The sequence below is a fragment of the Streptococcus sp. STC1396 genome (genome assembly GCF_058933875.1).
Map to the genome: position 1 here is coordinate 29,228 of NZ_JBZYCU010000016.1, position 22,889 is coordinate 52,116.

The following is a 22,889-nucleotide window of genomic DNA, read 5'->3' on the forward strand; positions in this document are numbered from 1 at the left end:
ATAATGAAAAGATTTTATAATACTAGTCAATTTCGTTAGAACCCCCACAATCCTTGAGAGGGGATGGAAACTTAGAAGCAGTAGAGTAAGATACACCTTCGAGAACGTTAGAACCCCCACAATCCTCGAGAGGGTACGGAGTAGATGGGGGCTTTTTTACTTTCCCTCAGCTTCTTGCTTTGCCAAGAAAGAAGGATCCTGACTGCTTAAGCTTTTTTAAACGCTTCAAAAATATTGACAACGCTTTCAGAATTTGATATAATAAGCTCAGTAAATAATAATCGTTCTAAAGGGCGCCATGAAATCGGTGAAACATACTTTTGCCTTTTTCGGGCGCTTTTGCAGTATAGAGAGGAGAGCGTGTGAAGAAAGTAGAGTTACATTTATCAAAGACAAGACTAAAAGACGAAGAATTGGTCAGTAAGCTTCAGGGCTTTTTGATGGCGCAGATTTCACCAGACTTTGCGACCTTTCTCCATGAGCAGGAGACCAATCCCTACTCGCTGAATCTGTGCTCCACGCGCGATGAGTCGGTGTGGGTTGTCAATTTGCTTTCAGAAGAGGCGGAACAGCAAATGCTAGCTCCTTTATTAAACCTGGAAACCATCAAGCTAGAGAGCTATGCTGAGGAAATCCTTGTCAAAAAGGTGGAAATCCACTCCTTGTCCCAGCAGACCTTGCTGGATATTTACCAAGATGATGATGCCTCCCACCTGATACGCGTCCATTTTTATACGCCAACGACCTTTAAGCGTCAGGGGCAGTTTGTGCTATTTCCAGACACGCGCCTGATTTTTCAAAGTTTGATGCAAAAATACAGTCGACTGGTGGAAGGGAGAGCGGAAATCGAAGAGGAGACCCTACAGTTTTTAGCAGACCATAGCCAAATCACCAGCTATCATCTAAAAAGTCATTATTTTCCAATTCATGGACGAAAATACCCCGCCTTTGAAGGCAGGGTGACGATACAGGTAAAGGGAGCATCCACACTAAAAGCTTATGCGCAGATGCTCCTAAGATTCGGTGAGTATGCCGGAGTCGGTACAAAGTGTAGCCTAGGAATGGGAGGGATGAGAATTGAAGAAAGAAAAGATTGAGTGACTCTCAACCTTCCTCCCATCTGATAAACCTGACAGGAAAACCAAGTCTCAAAAATAGAAAAAACACCTAGAGCTTGCATGAAGTGTCTGCTTCTAGGTGTTTTACTTTATTTATCAAACTGTACTTCCTCGATCAGATATTCGATAAAGCGCTCTCCCATCTTGGACAGGCTGGCTTTTTCGTGCTGGATATAGACCAGCTCGATCGGGTCATCGATGTCCAGAGGGATAGAGACGATATTATCACCGTTGAGGTTGCTGTTGAGAATACCGGTCGCGATGGTGTAACCATCTAGACCGATCAGGAGGTTAAAGAGGGTTGCACGGTCGCTGACCACGATAGACTTTTTGTGGTGCTCCTGCGAAAGGATTTCTTCTGAAAAGTAGAAGGAATTGTGCGTACCTTGGTCATAGCTGAGATAAGGGAAATTCTCCAAGTCGGACAGTTGTACCAGTTTCTTCTTGGCCAGCGGATTGGACTTGCTGACAAAGATATGGGGCTGAGCCGTGAAGAGATGGGTCGCGATCAGATGGCTGTCGTCCAGCATTTTGGATAAGACATCGCGGTTATAGCTGTTAAGGAAGAGCACACCGATTTCGCTGCGGAAGTTTTTCACATCGTCAATGATTTCCCAAGTCCGAGTCTCCCGCAGGAAGAGTTCGTATTTTTCCATGTCGCTCTTTTTGAGGAGAGACACAAAGGCATTGACCACAAAGGCATAGTGCTGGGACGAAACGCTGAAAAGCTCGCGATTGGCAACCGGGTTCTTATAGCGTTCCTCCAGAAGCTGGGTCTGCTCTACCACTTGGCGGGCATAAGAAAGAAACTCCATACCGTCCTTGGTCAGGGTAATGCCTTTGGGATTGCGGATGAAGATGTTAATACCCATTTCATTTTCTAGATCCCGCACGGCATTGGATAGGCTAGGCTGGGTGATAAAAAGTTGCTTGGCAGCTTCGTTCATGCTGCCAGTCTCGACGATTTTGATAATATAGTGTAATTGTTGAATTCTCATAGGTCTATTTTATCATATTAGCATTGACAAAACACGGTTTAAGTTGTAAAATATTTTAAATTCAACCTTTAAGGAAGTCCAGAGAGACTGCAAGGAAACGGAAAAAGAACAGAAGGCCCAAGTGCCTTTCTTTTGTAAAACCTTGCTGTGGCGAGGTTTTTATCATATAAGGAGAAAGAGGGTATCATGGTTAGCGAAAACTGTAAAAAGAGATTTGGCAAGGTTATGCTGGAGCAAATGGAGCTGCTGGATCAAGTAGAAATTGCGCCTCAGATTTTTTCGATGCGTCTGAGAGGCCAGATGGTGAGCCAGATGCAGGTCGGGCAATTCCTGCATATCCGAGTGCCAGATGATAGCAAGTTGTTGCGGCGTCCGATTTCCATATCGGAGATTGACCGAGAGCAGCAAATCTGCCGGATTATCTATCGGGTCGAAGGTGGCGGGACGGCCATTTTCTCTCAGCTTCCTGTCGGTAGTTACCTCGATGTCATGGGGCCTCAGGGAAATGGCTTTGATTTGTCTCCGGTAGAAAAGGGGGACAAGGTCTTGATTATTGGTGGTGGTATCGGTGTACCTCCTCTTTTGCAAACGGCCAAAGAACTGCATGCTAAGGGTGCCCACGTTACAGCAGTATTAGGCTTTGCCAATCAATCTGCGGTTATTTTGGAAGAAGAATTTCGTGAGTGTAGTCAGTTATTTATCACCACAGATGATGGCACTTATGGTCAAAAGGGCTATGTATCAACCATTGTCGACGAGCTGACAGATGAGTTTGCTGCGGTCTATTCCTGCGGGGCGCCCGGTATGCTCCAGTATGTGGATCGAAAATTTCATGATCATCCCCATGCTTATCTATCAATGGAGTCACGGATGGCTTGTGGCATGGGCGCCTGCTATGCCTGCGTCGTTCATGTAGCAGGTCAGGATGAAGCAGTTAATAAGCGGGTCTGCGAAGACGGACCAGTTTTTGAGACTGGAACCATCGTGCTTTAGGAGGATAAGGAAATGACTGAAAATCGTTTAAAAATTTCTCTGCCAGGCTTAGAGCTAAAAAATCCAATCATTCCAGCTTCAGGTTGTTTTGGCTTCGGTCAAGAATATGCCAAATACTATGACTTGGATCTACTGGGCTCTATCATGATCAAAGCGACGACGCAACATCCCCGCTTTGGCAATCCAACGCCCCGTGTGGCTGAGACGCCAGCTGGCATGCTCAATGCTATCGGTCTCCAAAATCCAGGTGTAGATGCCGTTTTGGCTGAAAAACTTCCTTGGCTGGCCAAGCATTATCCAGATTTGCCGATTATTGCCAATGTGGCCGGTTTTTCCAATGAAGAATATGCTTATGTATCTGGAAAAATCTCCCAAGCTCCCAATGTCAAGGCAATTGAGCTCAATATTTCCTGCCCCAATGTAGACCATGGCAATGCGGGGCTTTTAATCGGGCAAGTCCCTGAGCTAGCTTATGAAGCAGTAAAAGCAGCAGTTGCTGCCTCCCAAGTCCCAGTCTATGTCAAATTGACCCCCAGCGTAGCAGATATTACTCAAGTGGCCAAGGCGGCAGAAGATGCGGGCGCGAGCGGACTGACCATGATCAATACCTTGGTGGGAATGCGTTTCGATTTGAAAACGAAGCGGCCAATCATTGCCAATGGAACGGGTGGTATGTCTGGCCCAGCTGTCTTTCCTGTTGCGCTCAAGTTGATTCGTCAGGTTGCTCAGTTCACCAAACTGCCAATCATTGGCATGGGCGGAGTTGACTCGGCAGAGGCGGCGCTGGAGATGTTTATCGCCGGTGCATCAGCTATCGGTGTCGGAACGGCGAATTTTACCGATCCATATGCCTGCCCCAACATCATAGAAAAGTTGCCGCAAGTCATGGATAAATATGGCATTGAAAACCTAGAAAGCTTGAGAAAAGAAGTCAGAGAAAATTTACTTTAAGCTCGATTTTCTCTTGACAAACTTCCCAGTAAATTATAGAATGTTTAAGATAAAACCTTTAAAGAAGTCCAGAGAGGCTCTAAGGCGCATACGTTTAAAATGGCAGATTCTGCCTAATTTTCGTGTAACCTTGCTCTCGGGCAAGGTTTTTTCTATGATTTTAAATCATTGCTATTTTTAGTAAATAATAAGGAGAACCTACCTCATGCGTGAAGAACGTCCCATTATCGCCCTAGACTTTCCATCCTTTGATGATGTCAAAAACTTCCTGGAGCATTTTCCTGAAGATGAAAAACTTTACGTCAAAATCGGCATGGAATTCTTTTATGCCATTGGTCCAGAAATTGTGCATTATCTGAAAGGTTTGGGACATAGTATTTTCCTCGATTTGAAATTGCACGATATCCCTAATACCGTGCGTTCAGCTATGTCTGTTTTGGGAACATTCGGCATTGATATGGTGACAGTTCATGCAGCTGGCGGTGTTGAGATGATGCGGGAGGCCAAAAAAGTTCTCGGCGACAATGCTAAATTGGTAGCAGTGACCCAGTTGACTTCGACCAGTGAAGAAGACATGCGCGACTGTCAAAATATCCAAACGACCGTGCAGGAATCGGTGGTAAATTATGCCCGCAAAGCCAAGGAAGCTGGGCTGGATGGGGTTGTTTGTTCAGCCTTGGAAGTTGAGCTCATCAAGGAAGCTACGGCGGACGATTTTCTTTGCGTGACGCCAGGTATCCGGCCGGCAGGTGCTGAAATCGGTGACCAAAAGCGGGTTATGACGCCACAGGAAGCCCATCAGATTGGCAGCAATTATATTGTAGTGGGTCGGCCAATTATTCAGGCTGAAAATCCTTGGGATGCCTATCATGAAATTAAGAGGCAGTGGAACAGCTAAGCAAGAATAAGACTTTCAAATGAAACCGTCAAACGAGACGAATAGCTTAAAAAACAGATGTATAAGGAGTAAGAAATGACTTTAGCCAACGATATTGCACGTGACTTGTTGAAAATCAAAGCAGTTTACTTGAAACCAGAGGAGCCTTTCACTTGGGCTTCTGGGATCAAATCACCGATTTACACAGATAACCGAGTGACTTTGGCCTACCCAGAAACTCGGACTTTGATTGAAAATGGCTTTGTCGAAAAGATTCGTGCAGAATTTCCTGATGTGGAAGTGATTGCGGGTACGGCAACAGCAGGCATTCCTCACGGGGCTATCATCGCCGACAAGATGAATCTACCTTTTGCTTATATCCGCAGCAAACCAAAAGATCACGGGGCGGGTAATCAGATTGAAGGGCGTGTCGCTCCTGGTCAAAAGGTAGTTGTGATTGAAGATTTGATTTCCACTGGTGGGTCTGTCTTGGATGCTATTACGGCAGCCAAGCGTGAAGGAGCGGATGTGATCGGTGCTGCAGCCATTTTCACCTACGAATTGCCGAAGGCGGATAAGAACTTTGCAGATGCAGGCGTGAAGTTGGTGACCTTGTCAAACTATACAGAGCTTATCCACTTGGCTGAGCAAGAAGGCTACATCAATGCAGAAGGATTGGCTTTGCTGAAGAAGTTCAAAGACGATCAAGAAAATTGGCAAAATTAAGAAGGTACGAGGAGGCGGGACGAGGATGTCCCTGTCTCCTTTTTAGGGATGATTTTTGATGTCGTTCACTTTTTAAAATAGCAAAAAAACCTTGATTTTGTTATAATGAAGCTATGTCTAAGATTTATCATGTCACTTTTTCGATCCTGCAAAAAATCATGCTGGTGCTAAGTCTCCATTGGTTGTTTACAGCTATTGGTTTCGGTGTCTATTTGGCTTATTTGAATAGTCTGGCTCTGATTATTTTTGGAATTGTAGCTGTTTTCGCAGTTCATTATCGCATTCAACTTAAAAAGTGCTATCAATTTCTAATGCGGAATAAGCTTGCCATAGCGTTTGCAGCTCTTCTTTTTCAGATCATCGTGCTCTTATCGGCTGAGCTTTTGATTAGACGGGATGCAGCGGTAGTTTTTACAGGGGCTTTCAAGTACCTGAAGGAGTCATCTATTTCCAGCTATCTGACGCGCAATCCCAATAATCTGCCCCTCTTTCTCTATGAGCGTTTTTTCTTCAACCTTTTTGGAGAAGCAGCTCTCTGGATTATGCAGGGACTCAATCTTTTTTATGTCAATATTGCGGCTTGGATCCTCTACAAAGGCTGTCAGAGATATTTTTCTCAGACTGTAGCAGATGTGACATTTACCCTCTATGTGGCTCTGGTCGGATTTTCACCTTATTACATGTCCATGTATACTGATATTCCCCCTCTGCCTTTAATTAGTTTGCAGATTTTTCTGGCTCTTGGTTTACTCAAAAATCAGGAAAAAACCAGACAAATCATTGGCAGAAGCCTCTTGCTAGGAATTCTGACCAGTCTTGCCTTTCTGATTCGTCCGACAGTGATGATTTTGATGATTGCTGCTTTGGGAGTGCTTTTTTTGAGAAAAAACTGGAAAAAGTTTTTCTTGACTGCGGCGGTATTCGGCCTTGGTTTTTCTGCTAGCTATCTTCCCCTTCATTACGGTCTAGCTCATCAGACAGAAGTGCCGATTATCCAAGGGAAAGGACTGGCCAAAGGGCCGCTACTTTTTGTCAATCTAGGCCTGACCTTTATCGGACACAATCAAGAAGATATGAAAGAAGGTCTTTTGCAATATGTTGATCCTGACAAGCGAGCTGACTACAATAATGGAATGTTTGCTACCGAAAATGTCATTAAGGAAATCAAGCGTCGCCTGAAGGAATATACACCGCTGACTTTTCTTCAACACCTGTATTATAAGCAATCTTTGACGGTTGCCGAAGGCAACTTGGGCTGGCTTTATAGGAGTGTTGAACATGAAAAAACGCCCTATATTTCACCGCTTTATGAAAGCACAAAAGACAATAGACTTGCTCAGTTTATTCGTGATTTTTTCCTGAATTCCGATAAAGATAGTTATCGTTTTTATTCGCTGCTCAAGCAGGTGGTTTGGATTATTATGGCTTTGGGGCTTGTCTTTGCCCTTTGGAAATACCGACCAGATGACTCTTTGAATTTCTTAATTTTGGCAGTCTTTGGAGGTTTGCTCTTTTTACAGATTTTTGAAGGAGGGAAGACCCGGTATCTGATTCAGTTTCTGCCGCAAATTCTAATTCTGTCAGCTGTGGGCTTAACTCAGTATCCGCTAGACTTGACTCGCATGAAATTTTGGAAAAAATGAGGTCTAAGGAGACCTATTGTCATCCCTTGCTCGTAAACATAGAATGTAAAATAAAAAGGAGAGAAGATGCAGCATTCAGCTTGGCACGCTTTGATTAAGGAGCAGCTGCCAGAAGGTTATTTTGCAAAAATCAATCATTTTTTAGACGAAGTTTATGCTTCAGGAACCATTTACCCACCTCGCGACAAGGTTTTTAATGCCATTCAGACGACGGATTTGGCGGATGTTAAGGTGGTTATTTTAGGGCAGGATCCCTACCACGGACCGAGACAGGCGCAGGGCTTGAGTTTTTCGGTCCCTGATGACATTCCAGCACCGCCTTCTTTGCAGAATATTCTCAAAGAACTGGCTGATGATATCGGAGTGAAAGAGTCGCATGATTTGACTTCATGGGCCCAGCAAGGAGTTCTCTTGCTCAATGCTGGACTGACAGTGCCTGCTGGCCAAGCCAACGCTCATGCCGGCTTGATTTGGGAGCCTTTTACGGATGCCATTATTAAGGTCGTTAATGCAAAGTCAGATCCGGTTGTCTTTATACTCTGGGGTTCTTACGCCCGCAAGAAAAAAGCTTTGATTAGTAATTCCCAACATTTGATTATTGAGTCGGCTCATCCAAGTCCGCTATCTGCTTACCGTGGCTTTTTTGGCAGTAAACCCTTTTCCCGCACCAATGAGTTTTTAGTTACTAAAGGCTTGGAGCCTATCAATTGGTTAGCATAGGAGGTAGTATGGTTCAGTTAGCAACGATTTGTTATATTGATAATGGTCGGGAGTTTCTCATGTTGCACCGCAACAAAAAGCCCAACGATGTCCATGCTGGGAAATGGATTGGTGTCGGTGGCAAGCTAGAGCGGGGAGAAACCCCGCAGGAATGCGCTGCTCGCGAAATTTTAGAGGAAACAGGGCTAAAGGCCAAGCCTGTCCTAAAAGGTGTTATTACTTTTCCAGAATTCACTCCCGACTTGGACTGGTACACCTATGTTTTCAAGGTGACGGAGTTTGAAGGAGAGTTGATTGATTGCAATGAAGGGACGCTGGAATGGGTGCCTTACGATCAGGTTTTGTCCAAGCCAACTTGGGAAGGGGATCATACCTTTGTTGAATGGCTGCTGGAGGATAAGCCCTTCTTTTCAGCCAAATTTGTTTATGATGGTGATAAACTGCTCGACACGCAGGTCGATTTTTACGAATAAAGGAGATAAAAAATGCTATTAATCAAGAATGGCCGTGTAATGGATCCTAAGTCTGGTCTAGATCAAGTGTGTGATGTGCTGGTGGAGGGCAAGAACATTGTCAAAATCGGCCAAAATCTGGAAGCGACTGATGCCCAAGTTCTAGATGCCAGTGGTTTGGTCGTTGCCCCCGGTCTGGTTGACATTCACGTTCATTTTCGGGAGCCGGGTCAGACTCATAAGGAAGACATTCACACAGGAGCTTTGGCAGCGGCAGCGGGCGGTTTTACAACGGTCGTTATGATGGCCAATACCAATCCGACTATTTCTACAGTTGAAACCCTGCAGGAAGTGCTGGAGTCTGCTAGTCGTGAAAATATTCATATCAAGTCGGTCGCGACCATTACTGAGAATTTCGATGGCCAGCATTTGACAGATTTCAAAGCTCTCTTGGCTGCTGGTGCCGTTGGCTTCTCAGATGACGGGATTCCTTTGGAAAGTTCAAAGGTTCTTCGAGAAGCCTTGATCGAAGCCAGAAAAAACAAGACCTTTATTTGTCTGCATGAGGAAGATCCAGGACTCAACGGTATTCTGGGCTTCAATGAACATATCGCCAAAGAGCATTTTAATTTTTGCGGGGCGACAGGTGTGGCTGAATACAGTATGATTGCCCGTGATGTCATGATTGCCTATGATGCCAAAGCTCATGTCCATATCCAGCATCTATCTAAGGCAGAAAGTGTCAAGGTTGTCGAGTTTGCCCAAAAACTGGGGGCTCAGGTAACGGCAGAAGCAGCACCTCAGCACTTCTCCAAGACTGAGTCTCTGCTGTTGACCAAGGGCAGCAGTGCTAAGATGAATCCGCCTTTGCGGTTGGAATCTGACCGTATGGGTGTCATTGAAGGGCTCAAATCGGGTGTCATTTCCGTTATTGCAACGGACCACGCACCTCACCATGCTGATGAGAAAAATGTGGCGGATATTACCAAGGCGCCGTCTGGTATGACTGGTCTTGAAACCTCGCTTTCTCTGGGGCTGACCTATCTGGTGGAAGCAGGGCACCTTAGCCTCATGCAACTGTTAGAGAAAATGACGGTCAATCCAGCTAGTCTCTATGATTTTAATGCTGGTTTTCTGGCCGAAGAAGGTCCAGCTGACATCACTATTTTCGATCCTAAAGCTGACCGCTTAGTCTCCGATCACTTTGCATCTAAAGCAGCCAACTCACCTTTTGTTGGTGAAGAACTCAAAGGTCAAGTCAAATATACCATCTGCGATGGAGAAATTGTCTTCCAAGCCTAAGTTTAAATTTGCAGAATAGCAACGTCCCTTTCAGATTTGGGGCGTTTTTTCTTATTATGGAGGAAAAGAGAGGACTTGGTTAAAATCTGACCAAATAAGATTCACTTTTTACAAAAAAACGGTATAATATTAGAAAAAACATAGATTGGAGCTTTTTGATGAAAAAGAAGCATCTTATTTTACCTGTTTTATCCACAATCCTTTTGGCGCCTGCCTTTTTGGCCCATCAAGTTGCGGCGGATGATGTTCAACCAGCTACGACAGTGTCAAATCTTAGCAACTCTGTTCAACAGCCAGCTGAAACTGAAGTAGCACCGACCAGTGGTGAATCTGCCGATGAAGCTAGCGTAAATGCAGCTATAGCTGCTAATGGTCAGGATGCATCAGGTGCGGCGGCTCCTGAAGCAAATTTGCCTGAGGCAACCATTCTTCACACAAATGATGTACACGGTCGTATCGTGGAAGAAAAAGGTGTTATCGGAGATGCCAAGCTTGCAGCTGTCATCAAAGAAGAACGTGCGAAAAATCCTCAAACTCTCGTTGTGGATGCAGGTGATGCTTTCCAAGGTCTGCCAATTTCAAACAGTTCAAAAGGGGAAGAACGTGCGAAGATTCTGAACGAAATTGGCTATGATGCCATGGCAGTTGGTAACCATGAATTTGACTTTGGTTTGGATGAAGCCAAAAAATACAAAGAAATTCTCAATTTCCCACTGCTCAGCTCCAATACTTATGCTAACAATGCACGTGTTTTCCAAGCTTCAACCATTGTAGACAAGGATAAGAATGTAGAAGGTGATGAGTTTGTTGTAATCGGGGTAACCACTCCTGAGACAGCTACAAAAACTCACCCTAAAAACATTCAAGGTGTGACCTTCGTGGATCCAATCACAGAGGTTAATCGGGTGATTGACGAGGTCGAAGCACGTGCAGCTGCAGAAGGCAAGACTTACAAAAACTATGTTGTTCTGGCTCACTTAGGTATCGATACTACGACTCCACTTGAATGGCGCGGCTCTACTCTAGCGGCAGCCCTGTCTGCAAATGAAAAACTCAGAGGCAAACGTGTTACCGTGATTGATGGTCACTCTCATACAGTTGAGTCCACTACTTACGGAGAAAATGTGACCTACAACCAGACTGGCAGCTACTTACATAATATCGGTAAAGTTACCTTTAAGGCCAACCAACTTCTGGGCAATCCTCAGCAAATTTCAGCTGAAATAGCTAAAAAAGCGACTCCAGACCCAGTTGTAGCAGAGATGGTCAAGAAGATTAAGGAAAAATACGATGCAGAAAATGCCAAGGTAATCGTGTCCAATAGCCCTGTGGAGCTTAACGGTGATCGTGAAAATGTCCGCGTTCGAGAAACCAATCTGGGAAATGTGGTAGCAGATGCCCTTTACAAATATGGCCAAACAGGATTTGCCAATAAAACAGATTTGGCTGTGACCAACGGTGGCGGACTGCGGGAAACCATTGCTAAAGACAAGCCAATCACTAAGGGAAATGTCATTGCTGTATTGCCATTTGGAAATACCATTTCTCAAATCAAGGTAACAGGTCAGAATATCGCAGATATGTTTGCCAAATCTTTGGGCTCAATCCTTCAAGAAAAAGATGGAAAACCTGTCTTGGATGAAAACGGTCAGCCATTGTTAGAGCCAAGCGGCGGTTTCCTGCAAGTCTCTGGTGCTAAAGTTTACTATGACACAACCCTGCCAGCAGAGAAACGTATTCTTCACATCGAAATCAAGAATAAAGAAACAGGTGCTTATGAGGCTCTTGATCTGGCTAAGACCTATTACCTGACAACCAACGACTTCTTAGCAGCCGGTGGTGACGGTTATACCATGCTGGGTGGTGCACGTGAAGAAGGGCCATCTATGGACGTAGCATTTGCAGACTATCTGGAAAGTGCAGATTTGACGGCTTATGCAGTTATCAATCCAAATTCTCGCACGATTTCTATGTCTGCTAGCAAGGATACAGATGGTGATGGCTACACAGACATCGAGGAGATCAAACAAGGCACCAATCCAAATGATGCCGCTTCTAAGCCTGAACAAAGTAGCCCTACTACCCCAACGACTCCTAACAATCCAGTAGTTCCATCTCACCTGAGCCAGCCGACCTATCAAGCTCCAGCACAGGTTCGTCCTACAGGAGCAGTAAGTAAGCAAGAAACTCTTCCACAAACAGGAAGCAAGAATCCTTTCCTTATTTCCCTCTTTGGACTGGTTCTGGGAACGTTCGGCGTAGCAAGCCTGAAAAAAACTCAAAAAGACTAAAAAAATGAGGCTGGGACAAAAGTCCTAGCCTCTCAATTGTTTTTGGATTGTCGAGCAAGACGCAGTGGTTGAGTGGGCTCTACTAGGCTGATTTCATCAGCTTTTACAGCCCTACTCAACTGTGCGGAGGTGGGACGACGAAATCGAATTCTAACGAATTACCGATTTCTGTCCCACTCTCATTTTTTTGGATTTTGCTTAGTGAGGTTGATGCCCCAAGGGATTAGGTTTTCGGTTTTATTTCGAATCCGCTGGATATTATCACGGTGGCGAATGATGATAATAGCTGCCAAGAGGATAATAATCAGGGTAAAAAGGAGATCATAGCTAGGTAAAAGAAAGCCCAAAGCAGGGAAAAGCAAAGCGGACAGGATGCCCACGATTGCGGAGACCACGCTGGCTAAGGAAATCATACTTCCCAGATAAAGGGTTGTCACAAAGACAAGTATTAGATAGATGAAGAAAGCTGGTGAGAAGCCTAGAACGACTCCCGCACTAGTCGCTACAGCCTTGCCCCCTTTAAAGCCCGCAAAGATAGGGAAAGTATGACCAATCACAGCCAAGAGACCAAAAATCAGTGGTGATATCCCCTCAATATGCAGGAAAAGCGGAAGCAGAGTTGCCAGTGTACCTTTGAAAAAGTCAATGACAAAAGTGGCGGTGCCAGCCGTCTTACCCAAGATCCGGAAAGTATTGGTCGTGCCAGTATTGCCACTACCGTATTCCCGCAGGTTCTTTTTAAAGAAAATCTGTCCAATCCACAACCCTGTCGGAATGGAGCCCAGTAAGTATGCTAGTATTAATCCAATTATCGTGTTCATCATGATTTCATTATACCATGATTTGGGGTTTGGACAAAGGACTATTCTGAGAATATTTTCAAGGAATTGTCTAGTCTGACGATCGTCAGCTAAGGCGAATTTCAGCTAATTGAGTGGAAATCTAGGTCCTATCAGCCTTTTTAAGGCTATTTTTTAGAAAAAACTTTGCAAAATTTACCAAAAACCTGTAAGATAATAAGGATGACTATCATGCAGGAGGTTCCTTGTGGCAAAAAAGGAAATCAATATTAACAATTATAATGACGATGCCATTCAGGTATTAGAAGGGTTGGATGCGGTCCGCAAACGTCCGGGGATGTATATCGGTTCAACCGACGGAGCGGGACTTCACCATCTGGTCTGGGAAATTGTAGACAATGCAGTCGATGAGGCCTTGTCAGGCTTCGGTGACCGAATCGAGGTCACCATCAACAAAGACGGCAGTTTGACTGTCGCAGACCACGGACGCGGGATGCCAGTCGGCAAGCACGCTATGGGCATTCCCACGGTTGAGGTCATTTTCACAGTTCTCCACGCTGGCGGTAAGTTTGGCCAAGGGGGATATAAGACCTCGGGCGGTCTCCACGGTGTAGGGTCCTCTGTTGTCAATGCCCTGTCCAGCTGGTTAGAAGTGGAAATCACGCGCGACGGCACTGTTTACAAGCAGCGCTTTGAAAATGGCGGAAAACCAGTCACTACGCTCAAGAAAATCGGCACGGCACCTAAGTCCAAGTCTGGGACCAAAGTGACCTTCATGCCGGACGATACGATTTTTTCAACGACAGACTTCAAGTACAACACCATTGCGGAGCGCCTTAAGGAATCAGCCTTTCTGCTCAAGAATGTCCGCCTGTCACTGACTGATGCGCGGACTGGCGAAGAAGTGGAGTTTCACTATGAGAACGGGGTTGAAGACTTTGTCAGCTATCTCAATGAAGACAAGGAAACCCTGACTCCTGTTCTCTATTTCGAGGGCGAGGAGAGCGGCTTCCAAGTTCAGGTGGCCCTCCAGTACAACGACGGCTACTCGGACAATATCCTGTCCTTTGTCAATAACGTCCGCACCAAGGACGGCGGTACCCACGAGACGGGGCTCAAGACCGCTATTACCAAGGCTATGAACGACTATGCCAGAAAGACAGGCCTGCTCAAGGACAAGGACAAGAATCTGGAAGGATCGGACTACCGCGAGGGTCTAGCTGCTGTCCTGTCTATCCTCATCCCAGAAGAACACCTCCAGTTTGAAGGCCAGACCAAGGACAAGCTGGGCAGTCCTTTGGCTCGTCCGGCCGTGGACTCCATCGTCTCTGACAAGCTGACCTTCTTCCTCTTGGAAAATGGCGAGTTGGCTTCTAATCTCATCCGCAAGGCTATCAAGGCCAGAGATGCCAGAGAAGCAGCCCGCAAGGCACGAGACGAAAGTCGCAATGGCAAGAAGAATAAGAAAGACAAGGGCTTGCTCTCTGGTAAGCTAACTCCGGCCCAGTCCAAGAATCCAGCCAAGAACGAACTCTATCTGGTCGAGGGAGACTCTGCCGGTGGCTCTGCCAAGCAAGGCCGTGACCGTAAGTTCCAAGCCATCCTGCCCCTGCGCGGTAAGGTTATCAATACTGCTAAGGCTAAGATGGCCGACATTCTCAAGAACGAAGAAATCAACACCATGATCTACACGATTGGAGCGGGTGTGGGTACAGACTTTACCCTTGAGGATGCCAACTACGACAAGATCATCATCATGACCGATGCGGACACCGACGGTGCCCATATCCAAACCTTGCTGCTGACCTTTTTCTATCGCTATATGCGCCCGCTAGTCGAGGCTGGTCGCGTCTATATCGCCCTGCCGCCTCTCTACAAGATGTCCAAGGGCAAGGGCAAGAGCGAAGTTGTCGAGTATGCTTGGACCGATGGCGAGCTGGACGACCTGCGCCGCAAGTTTGGCAAGGGTGCCATGCTTCAGCGCTACAAGGGGCTCGGTGAAATGAACGCTGACCAGCTCTGGGAGACGACCATGAATCCTGAAACCCGCACCCTCATCCGTGTCACCATTGAAGACCTAGCCCGCGCCGAACGCCGTGTCAATGTCCTCATGGGTGACAAGGTCGAACCACGCCGTAAGTGGATTGAGGATAACGTCAAGTTTACTCTTGAGGAGAGTGGGGTGTTTTAGGAGGAATTTATGACGAGAAAAAATTATTTTGAGCTTATTCAGAATATGGGATTTGATGCAGATAAAGAGTTTGAAATAATTTCAAAACTTATATCGGAAAAAAGACGACCATATCCATTTTCATCAATTCTAAATAAACTATTTAGTTCAATTTTACAAAAAGAATATGGAGAATTTCGTTTTTATGTAAATTCAGGTGATGTAGAAGGTTTATTACTTAATAATGGTTTATCTAAAGAAAATTTATTCATTCTAAAAGATGTACTCAATAAAAATTTATCGTTTCAAGATGTATTTAATAACAATTTTTTAATATATCTTAAATATAGAAAAACTCAGTTTAGTTCTTATGAGGAAGTAAAAGAATATTTTGAAAATAATATGAATGGTATTGAACGACTTTTTTCTTATATAGAGTTTATTCTTGATTTAAGATCTCTTCTAAATGATAATATTCATGTAAAATTTAGGGAATCAGATTTCTATGATCGTTTAGATCAGCTTTCGGACGACCTTTCAGACAACTTAATCTTAATATCAGATAGTTTTAAAGAAATTGAGGATAGAATAAACTATTCTCTAGATAAAACAAATCACGAACTGATTGAATTAGACAGTGGAAATCGGATCATTGTTGAAAAGAATGTTTATGCCTCAGAAGTTTCTCAAATTGTATCTGAAACGAGTATTCAAGATGCGATAAAGGTTTTAGAATATAATCATTTTGCAAATAAAGGAAATGTTCAGCGTAAGAAAGAAATACTTATTTCTTTAGCGAACTACCTTGAGCCATTAAGAAAAGAACTGAATAATTCTGAGGAATTAAAGGAGGTTTTCAAGGTTAATAATCAAAAGATTATTGCGTTTGAGAAGCTTTTTGAAATGTATAATAATTTTGGTCTAAGACATAACAATGCTAAACAATATCATCTTGATATGACTAATGAGAAACTAGAACAATGGTACGATGATATCTACACCTCATCCTTGTTTGTTATTCTAAGCTTGGATGAAGCTAGAATTTTATCAGAATTAACGTTTTTAAGAGAAGGATGACTCAATCCCACATCTGAAATTATCTTCCCCAGCTCTAAAACAAGAAATTTCACATGAAGGATTTCTTATCTAGCAGCAAAAAACCAAATCACACATGTGTAATTTGATTTTTTAGAGCAAAAGCCGAACGTTCACATGTGTTCCGAGCGGTTTTGGAGCAAAAGATTAAAAAACACATGAAGAAAGAGGAGTTTTATGAAAAAAGAATATGGAATCACTAGTTTAACTGTACGCAATTTGGAAAACAATGAATTTTTCCAGCTTATGTCTGAGAGCATGGAGGAGATTTCGGCTTTTAATAATGCCAACAAGGTAGATGCTATTTACACGAATAAGCTGGCGGAGATGGAGCAACTTTTGGCTAAGCTACAAGGCGGGCTTCATCAGACCAAGTCCAGCAAGCTGGTGGCTAGTCTAGATAAAGCTGACCGTGAGCGTGACGATGCTTTGTCTACGCTCCAGTCTTTGGTTCGGGCCTTTGCGCGTGTCAAGGACGCAGCGACCAAGGAAGCCTACGAGACCCTGTCTCAGCTCCTGAAAAACTATAGCGGCCTCGCTGGAACTAGCTTTGAAAAGGAGACCGAGGGCATCAACCACCTGCTCCAAGAGCTGAAAAAGTCAGCCTACCAGACAGCGTTAGCTAAGCTTCATCTGGAAGCCCATGTCGATAGTCTGGCTGCTGCTCAGAAAGCCTTTGACAAGGTTTATAAGGAGCGACTGACTGAGCTCAAGGGCAAGGCTCCAAGCCAAAATAAGACTGTCCGCCTCAAGCTGCAGGAAATCTATGATTTCCTTGTGGACTTCACCGCTATCGGTGCTTACGCTTATCCCGAAAGAACTCACATGGTCAATCTCCGTGACCATCTCAACACTATCCGCAGCCGCTATAAAAAACGCAAGCCAGCTAAGAAAGCGAAGGAAGAAGTGGCGGAGGCGAACTAGCAACTTCTGACGAAAGGAGCTAACCATGACGCTTGACAATAAACTGGGGCTGATGGATTCACTTGAACTAGCCAAGATGGAAGAAAAAATCAGCAAAACTCGAGCGAAAGAGCTTTTTGAAGAGCAGTTTCTGGACGATAAAGTAGCTGGCACCTATGCCACTCTAGCCTTTATTCACGGGTTCTTGTTTGAAGAAATTTATGACTTTGCTGGTCAGATTCGGACAGTCGATCTCTCCAAAGGGAACTTTCGTTTTGCGCCTGTCATGTATCTGGCAGCTTCCTTGGAAAATGTTGATCGAATGCCTCAGCTGACCTTTGATCAGATTGTCGAAAAGTATGTGGAGCTAAATATTGCTCATCCTTTCCGCGAGGGAAATGGCAGAAGTATGAGGCTTTGGCTGGACCACCTACTCAAGGCTGAGCTGGGGCAAGTCGTGGACTGGTCTCAAGTGGACAAGGAGGATTACCTCCTAGCCATGGAGCGCAGCCCTATTCGAGACACAGAAATCAACCACGTTCTCAAGCGAGCCCTCACAAAGGACATTCATAACCGCAACCTCTACATGATAGGCGTAGACCATAGTTACTACTATGAAGGCTATAGCCTGTATAAGGCTGAGGAGTTGTGAATATGGGAACTAAGGAGTTTTTAGAATGAGAGCAACAGACTATAATAAAGCATATCCGGAAGATCTTATTGGTCAAGATTTTTTCAAAGATGATATGTTAGAAAAACTTGGTGTAACTTCTTATGATTTAGAATACAAATTTGGTAGTTATAAATTGCCTGATGTGCAGGAATGTGATTTTGAAGGTATTGATTGGAATAAACCGTACAATTTTGGATTTGATAGCTTTAGCCGTCCAGTAGGGGGTGTCGGTTTGGCAACAAAAGAATCAATAACTAAAAGCGATAAACCGGGAAGAGGATTAAGAGGAAAGAGTCCGTTCACAGGAACAGGTTTTGATGCAGGGCATATATTGGGAAGAGAACTTTTTTTAGGGAGTGATTTTAATACCAGCAAAAAAAATATGGAAAACATATATCGGCAAACAACATGGTCAAATGAAGGTAATCAGCCAAAGGAACAAAATTGTTACGAAGCTAGGTGGGGCTATAACCAAACATATTTTGAAAATCTTATTAGAAATAGAATTTGTAAGAAAGATAGTTCTATTGAAGTGAAATATCGTGCCGATTTGATTTATCATGAGGAAGAATTGATTCCGAGAGGTATTCATATCAGAAGTTTGTGCAATAAGCCGGATGAGTATGAGGAGCTTAATTTTAATTACTTCATTCCGAATGTAGAAATTGGTGGAATTATTGGCTATAATTCTACTGAAAAATTAAGACTTGTATCAGATGAATAAAAATTTTTATCAATGATGCAATAGTACGGGTAGAGATTGAGAAATAACTAAATGAGTTGTATAGCTAGGGAAAAGGTCTGTTGTCAAAGTCATACAAAAAATGAGTATGGAATTTGTCAAAGAATTTGATAATGAAAAAGTTCCAGCAGACAGTCCCCTTTATAGACATGTCCTCTACAGAATCAAGAGTTTTCACTAAAAAGGCAGGTATTCCCATGAGAACTGAATCCGAGATGTTTGATGTGATTTTGCAAACCGCAAAAGTGCTACAGGTTGACGCTGTCGCCATGTCCGGTTCGCGGACAAACCCGAATGCTCCCAAGGACGAGTTCCAAGACTATGATGTGGTCTACATTGTGGAGGATTTGGATGGTTTGGCAGCTGACCTTGCATGGTTGGAAAGGTTTGGTAAGCGCATCATCGAGCAGCATAATGTACTTGACCATCGCCGCCTCTATCTCATGCTCTTTGAAGATGGCAATCGGATCGATTTGACCCTTTGTCCCAAGGAACACATCAAAGAGTGGGTGGATAGCGAAGCGGATTTTACGGTGCTGGATGACCCGCAGGGGCTTTTTGCCCCTTATGCACCGACGACTAAGCGCTATTGGACGGCACCAGCCAGCGCGATTGATTTTGACAAATCCTGCAATGAATTTTGCTGGGTCTCAGCCTATGTGGTCAAGGGCATTCGTCGCAAACAACTCATCTATGCTACGGATCATCTCTATGGCATCTGCCAGCAAGAATTGCTCAAACTTTTAGCTTGGCAAGTGGCAGCAGACAAGGGAACAGTTGATGTTGGCAAGAACTACAAATACCTTTTTCAGCATTTGCCTGCTGAGAAAGAGAAAGAATTTACATCCTTGCTTGACTTTTCTGACCAGAAAAAAATCACCAAGTCTCTCTTAGCTACCATGGACTTTTTCCACAAAGAAGCACAAGTTTTCTCTCTCAAAACTGGCTTCCACTATGACAAAGAGACCGCTGAGAAGATGCTGGCTTATGCTGAGGAGAGACTCGAAACAAATGAAATATTTACAAAATAATAAGATAACAAAATTTTTACTGATTAGTTTTCTCATTTCTTGGGGATTTGGTTGGGGATTGCTCGCTTTTCTGACGCAAATGAGCCTCTTAAGTCTAACAAGTCCGCTGGGGGTTTTTCTCCATCTGCTAGGAGGTTTCGGTCCAACCATTGCAGCCATTTCTTGTTTGCCTCAAAAATCAATTAAAAGCATAGTCTCTTTTATCTTAGGGGACTCAAAGAAATATATTTTGTTATTTCTTATACTAATTTTCGTGCAGACGGGTGTTATTGCTGTCTCGTCTAAGGAGATTAATCCAGCTTTTCCACTAGGAAATTTGTTTGTTGTTTTTTTGAGTGCAGTCTGTGTTTATGGTGGCGAAGAAGAATTGGGATGGCGAGGCATCTTGCAACCAACTTTGGAAACTAGATTCTCCTTTTGGATTTCTGGTTTGATAACAGGTTGTATTTGGGCAGTATGGCATGTACCTTTATGGTTTGTGATTGGAAGCTCTCAAAGTAGGATGCCTTTTATATTATTCAGTCTATTCGCAATTTATCTCAGCATTCTTCTAGCGGCTGTTTTCAAAAAGACTAAGTCGATCCTTTATTGCGCCATTTTTCACGGCCTAATTAATACCCTACTTAGCTTATTTGTTATTAAAATTAATCTTTTATTCATTCTAGGATTAGTAGGATTGCTCTTCTTTTCTCACTACCTACAAAGAAACAGTTAAATTTATAAAATATAGATTTACTTTGCAACAAAACATTTAAAAAAGAGAATTATTATGTCCAACATTCAAAACATGTCCCTTGAGGACATCATGGGAGAGCGCTTTGGTCGCTACTCCAAATACATCATTCAGGAGCGGGCTTTGCCAGACATTCGCGATGGCTTGAAGCCTGTTCAGCGCCGTATTCTTTATTCGATGAACAAGGACGGCAACACCTTTGACAAGGGCTACCGCAAATCTGCCAAGTCTGTCGGGAACATCATGGGGAATTTCCACCCTCACGGTGACAGCTCCATCTACGATGCCATGGTCCGTATGTCTCAGGACTGGAAAAATCGCGAGATTCTCGTTGAGATGCACGGGAACAATGGCTCAATGGACGGTGATCCACCGGCGGCTATGCGTTATACTGAGGCACGCTTGTCTGAAATGGCTGGCTATCTTTTGCAGGATATCGAGAAAGATACCGTTCCTTTTGCTTGGAACTTCGATGATACTGAGAAAGAGCCGACCGTTCTGCCGGCAGCCTTTCCTAACCTTTTGGTCAATGGAGCAACTGGGATTTCCGCTGGTTATGCTACTGATATTCCACCTCATAATCTTGCCGAAGTCATTGACGCGGTCATCTATATGATTGACCATCCGTCTGCCAAGGTGGACAAACTCATGGAGTTTCTGCCTGGCCCAGATTTTCCGACAGGAGCTATTGTCCAAGGTCGTGATGAGATCAAGAAGGCTTACGAGACTGGCAAAGGTCGCGTCGTGGTGCGTTCCAGAACTGAGATTGAAAAGCTGAAGGGCGGTAAAGAGCAAATCGTCATCACCGAGATTCCTTATGAGATTAATAAGGCGGTCTTGGTCAAGAAAATTGACGATGTGCGGGTCAATAACAAAGTGGCCGGAATTGCCGAGGTGCGGGACGAATCAGACCGGGACGGTCTTCGCATTGCCATCGAACTCAAGAAAGACGCCAATACTGAGCTGATTCTCAACTATCTCTTTAAGTACACCGACTTACAAGTTAATTACAACTTCAACATGGTGGCTATTGACAATTTCACGCCGCGTTTGGTGGGAATTGTGCCAATCTTAACCAGCTACATTGCCCACCGCAAGGAGATTATTCTGGCTCGCAGCCGGTTTGACAAAGCTAAGGCTGAGAAACGACTGCATATCGTGGAAGGATTGATTCGGGTGCTTTCTATCTTGGACGAGGTGATTGCCCTGATTCGTGCTTCAGAAAACAAAGCGGACGCCAAGGAAAATCTTAAAGTCAGCTATGATTTCACTGAGGAGCAGGCTGAGGCGATTGTCACTCTCCAACTCTACCGTTTGACCAATACAGACGTTGTTGTTCTGGAAGAGGAAGAAGCAGAGCTGCGCGAGAAGATTGCCATGCTGGCTGCCATTATCGGTGATGAGCGCACTATGTATAATCTTATGAAGCGAGAGCTCCGCGATGTCAAGAAGAAGTTTGGTAATCCGCGTCTCAGCGAGCTGCAGGATACAGCAAACGCCATTGAGATTGATACGGCTAGTCTGATTGTTGAGGAAGAGACCTATGTAAGCGTGACACGTTCTGGTTATATCAAGCGGACAAGTCCGCGTTCCTTCTCTGCTTCGACCTTAGAGGAGATGGGCAAGCGTGATGATGACCGCCTGATTTTCCTCAGTCCAGCCAAGACGACTCAGCACTTGCTGATTTTTACCAGCCTGGGAAATGTTATTTACCGGCCTGTTCATGAGCTGTCAGACATCCGCTGGAAAGAAATCGGCGAACACCTCAGCCAGACCATCAGCAATTTTGATACCAAGGAAGAGGTTATCTATACAGAATTGCTGGACAGCTTTGAGGAAGGGACTTACTTTGCAGCGACCAAGCTGGGCCAAATCAAGCGAGTGGAGCGCAAGGAGTTCAGCCCTTGGCGGACCTACAAGTCTAAGTCGCTCAAGTTTGCCAAGCTGAAAAATGAAGAAGATCAGGTCATTGCTCTGGCACCGATTAAGCTAGACGATGTCATGTTAGTGACTACAAAGGGCTATGCCCTGCGTTTCAATATTGAAGAAGTACCAGTTGTCGGAGCTAAGGCAGCTGGGGTTAAGGCTATCAACCTCAAGAAGGACGATGTCCTAGCGGCAGCCTTTATCGCCAACACAGACTCGCTTTACCTCCTGACTCAGCGCGGTTCGCTCAAGCGTATGGCGGTCGCAGACATTCCTGTTACTAGTCGAGCAAATCGCGGACTTCAAGTTCTGAGAGAGCTTAAGGCCAAGCCACATCGTGTCTTTGTGGCTGGACCGGTCTTTGGCGAAGCTACGGACTTTGACCTCTTTACTACCGAAGCAGAAGTCAGTGAGGAGCAGATTTTACAAGTCCTTTCTAATAAAGGAACGGCCTATGAAATCAATCTGGCTGACCTCAGCCTGTCTGAGCGCACCAGTAACGGCAGCTTTATCTCTGATACTATTTCAGACGAAGAAGTCTTCTCAGCTTATATCAAATAATCCATATTAGAGAGTGGGACAGACAGCCATGACGACATAGCCGTCACCCACAGAAACACGAAAATAAAGAAAACAGCCCTCATTTAGAAGTATAATATAAGTGAGGGCTTTGTGGTTGATAATTTCTTGAATATCACTTTCGCGGGACAAACTAATCCACTCTACCGACGAGTACCCCAAAATA

At 44.4% G+C, this 22,889-nt stretch carries 20 protein-coding genes; 18 read left to right on the forward strand and 2 right to left on the reverse strand.

Annotated elements, in window-relative coordinates; genetic code table 11:
• Window positions 1-362: 362 nt before the first annotated feature.
• Window positions 363-1,097 carry a CRISPR-associated endoribonuclease Cas6 gene (cas6, locus tag AC5FEC_RS06955; RefSeq protein ID WP_493661729.1) on the forward strand — a complete coding sequence of 245 codons (735 nt, stop codon included), beginning with the start codon at window positions 363-365 and terminating at the stop codon, window positions 1,095-1,097.
• Window positions 1,098-1,207: 110 nt separating this feature from the next.
• Here cas6 and AC5FEC_RS06960 read toward each other — a convergent pair whose 3' ends face one another.
• Window positions 1,208-2,116 carry a LysR family transcriptional regulator gene (locus tag AC5FEC_RS06960; protein WP_037618083.1) on the reverse strand — a complete coding sequence of 303 codons (909 nt, stop codon included), beginning with the start codon at window positions 2,114-2,116 and terminating at the stop codon, window positions 1,208-1,210.
• A gap of 186 nt (window positions 2,117-2,302) precedes the next feature.
• Between AC5FEC_RS06960 and AC5FEC_RS06965 the strand changes: the two genes are divergently transcribed.
• The 9 genes from AC5FEC_RS06965 to nt5e all read left to right on the forward strand — a co-directional run bounded on the left by AC5FEC_RS06965 (window position 2,303) and on the right by nt5e (window position 12,071).
• Window positions 2,303-3,109 (forward strand): dihydroorotate dehydrogenase electron transfer subunit, encoded by an 807-nt coding sequence (locus tag AC5FEC_RS06965; RefSeq protein ID WP_493661730.1) that lies wholly within the window; start codon window positions 2,303-2,305, stop codon window positions 3,107-3,109.
• Window positions 3,110-3,121: 12 nt separating this feature from the next.
• Window positions 3,122-4,060, forward strand: a complete 939-nt coding sequence (locus AC5FEC_RS06970) for a dihydroorotate dehydrogenase (RefSeq protein WP_493661731.1) — start codon at window positions 3,122-3,124, stop codon at window positions 4,058-4,060.
• A 205-nt stretch (window positions 4,061-4,265) separates the two neighbouring features.
• Window positions 4,266-4,958, forward strand: a complete 693-nt coding sequence (pyrF, locus tag AC5FEC_RS06975; protein WP_037618089.1) for an orotidine-5'-phosphate decarboxylase — start codon at window positions 4,266-4,268, stop codon at window positions 4,956-4,958.
• A 75-nt stretch (window positions 4,959-5,033) separates the two neighbouring features.
• Window positions 5,034-5,663 carry an orotate phosphoribosyltransferase gene (gene pyrE / locus AC5FEC_RS06980; protein WP_493661732.1) on the forward strand — a complete coding sequence of 210 codons (630 nt, stop codon included), beginning with the start codon at window positions 5,034-5,036 and terminating at the stop codon, window positions 5,661-5,663.
• Window positions 5,664-5,776: 113 nt separating this feature from the next.
• Window positions 5,777-7,306 (forward strand): glycosyltransferase family 39 protein, encoded by a 1,530-nt coding sequence (locus AC5FEC_RS06985; RefSeq protein ID WP_493661733.1) that lies wholly within the window; start codon window positions 5,777-5,779, stop codon window positions 7,304-7,306.
• A gap of 66 nt (window positions 7,307-7,372) precedes the next feature.
• Window positions 7,373-8,026, forward strand: a complete 654-nt coding sequence (locus AC5FEC_RS06990) for a uracil-DNA glycosylase (RefSeq protein WP_148880421.1) — start codon at window positions 7,373-7,375, stop codon at window positions 8,024-8,026.
• Between the two features lie 8 nt (window positions 8,027-8,034).
• Entirely contained in the window at window positions 8,035-8,499 is a 465-nt protein-coding gene (locus AC5FEC_RS06995; protein ID WP_002904550.1) for an NUDIX hydrolase, read from the forward strand.
• 12 nt (window positions 8,500-8,511) lie between these two features.
• Window positions 8,512-9,780, forward strand: coding sequence for a dihydroorotase (locus AC5FEC_RS07000; protein WP_493661734.1), 1,269 nt, complete (start codon window positions 8,512-8,514; stop codon window positions 9,778-9,780).
• A 158-nt stretch (window positions 9,781-9,938) separates the two neighbouring features.
• Window positions 9,939-12,071, forward strand: coding sequence for a cell surface ecto-5'-nucleotidase Nt5e (nt5e, locus tag AC5FEC_RS07005; RefSeq protein ID WP_493661735.1), 2,133 nt, complete (start codon window positions 9,939-9,941; stop codon window positions 12,069-12,071).
• 179 nt (window positions 12,072-12,250) lie between these two features.
• Here nt5e and plsY read toward each other — a convergent pair whose 3' ends face one another.
• A complete protein-coding gene (plsY, locus tag AC5FEC_RS07010; RefSeq protein ID WP_082757316.1) occupies window positions 12,251-12,895 on the reverse strand; it encodes a glycerol-3-phosphate 1-O-acyltransferase PlsY in 645 nt (214 codons plus the stop codon).
• 223 nt (window positions 12,896-13,118) lie between these two features.
• On the opposite strand from plsY, the gene parE reads away from it, so the two are divergent.
• From parE to parC, 8 genes are all read left to right on the forward strand, one after another.
• Window positions 13,119-15,062, forward strand: a complete 1,944-nt coding sequence (gene parE / locus AC5FEC_RS07015; protein ID WP_493661736.1) for a DNA topoisomerase IV subunit B — start codon at window positions 13,119-13,121, stop codon at window positions 15,060-15,062.
• A 9-nt stretch (window positions 15,063-15,071) separates the two neighbouring features.
• The gene (locus AC5FEC_RS07020) at window positions 15,072-16,118 is read left to right on the forward strand and encodes a tryptophan--tRNA ligase (RefSeq protein ID WP_493661737.1); all 1,047 of its coding nucleotides are present in this window, start codon (window positions 15,072-15,074) and stop codon (window positions 16,116-16,118) included.
• A 195-nt stretch (window positions 16,119-16,313) separates the two neighbouring features.
• Window positions 16,314-17,060, forward strand: coding sequence for a DUF6261 family protein (locus AC5FEC_RS07025; RefSeq protein WP_493661738.1), 747 nt, complete (start codon window positions 16,314-16,316; stop codon window positions 17,058-17,060).
• Between the two features lie 25 nt (window positions 17,061-17,085).
• Window positions 17,086-17,691 carry a protein adenylyltransferase Fic gene (gene fic, locus AC5FEC_RS07030; RefSeq protein WP_493661739.1) on the forward strand — a complete coding sequence of 202 codons (606 nt, stop codon included), beginning with the start codon at window positions 17,086-17,088 and terminating at the stop codon, window positions 17,689-17,691.
• A gap of 25 nt (window positions 17,692-17,716) precedes the next feature.
• Window positions 17,717-18,436: a hypothetical protein gene (locus tag AC5FEC_RS07035; RefSeq protein ID WP_493661740.1), complete on the forward strand. Its 720-nt coding sequence runs from the start codon at window positions 17,717-17,719 to the stop codon at window positions 18,434-18,436.
• A gap of 215 nt (window positions 18,437-18,651) precedes the next feature.
• The gene (locus tag AC5FEC_RS07040; protein WP_493661741.1) at window positions 18,652-19,485 is read left to right on the forward strand and encodes an aminoglycoside 6-adenylyltransferase; all 834 of its coding nucleotides are present in this window, start codon (window positions 18,652-18,654) and stop codon (window positions 19,483-19,485) included.
• On the forward strand, window positions 19,466-20,200 hold the full coding sequence (locus AC5FEC_RS07045; protein ID WP_493661742.1) for a CPBP family intramembrane glutamic endopeptidase: 735 nt from the start codon (window positions 19,466-19,468) through the stop codon (window positions 20,198-20,200). Before AC5FEC_RS07040 ends, AC5FEC_RS07045 begins: the two co-directional genes overlap by 20 nt.
• Window positions 20,201-20,254: 54 nt before the next feature.
• Complete coding sequence (gene parC / locus AC5FEC_RS07050) at window positions 20,255-22,705, forward strand: DNA topoisomerase IV subunit A (RefSeq protein WP_493661743.1); 2,451 nt, start codon at window positions 20,255-20,257, stop codon at window positions 22,703-22,705.
• Window positions 22,706-22,889 lie beyond the last annotated feature (184 nt).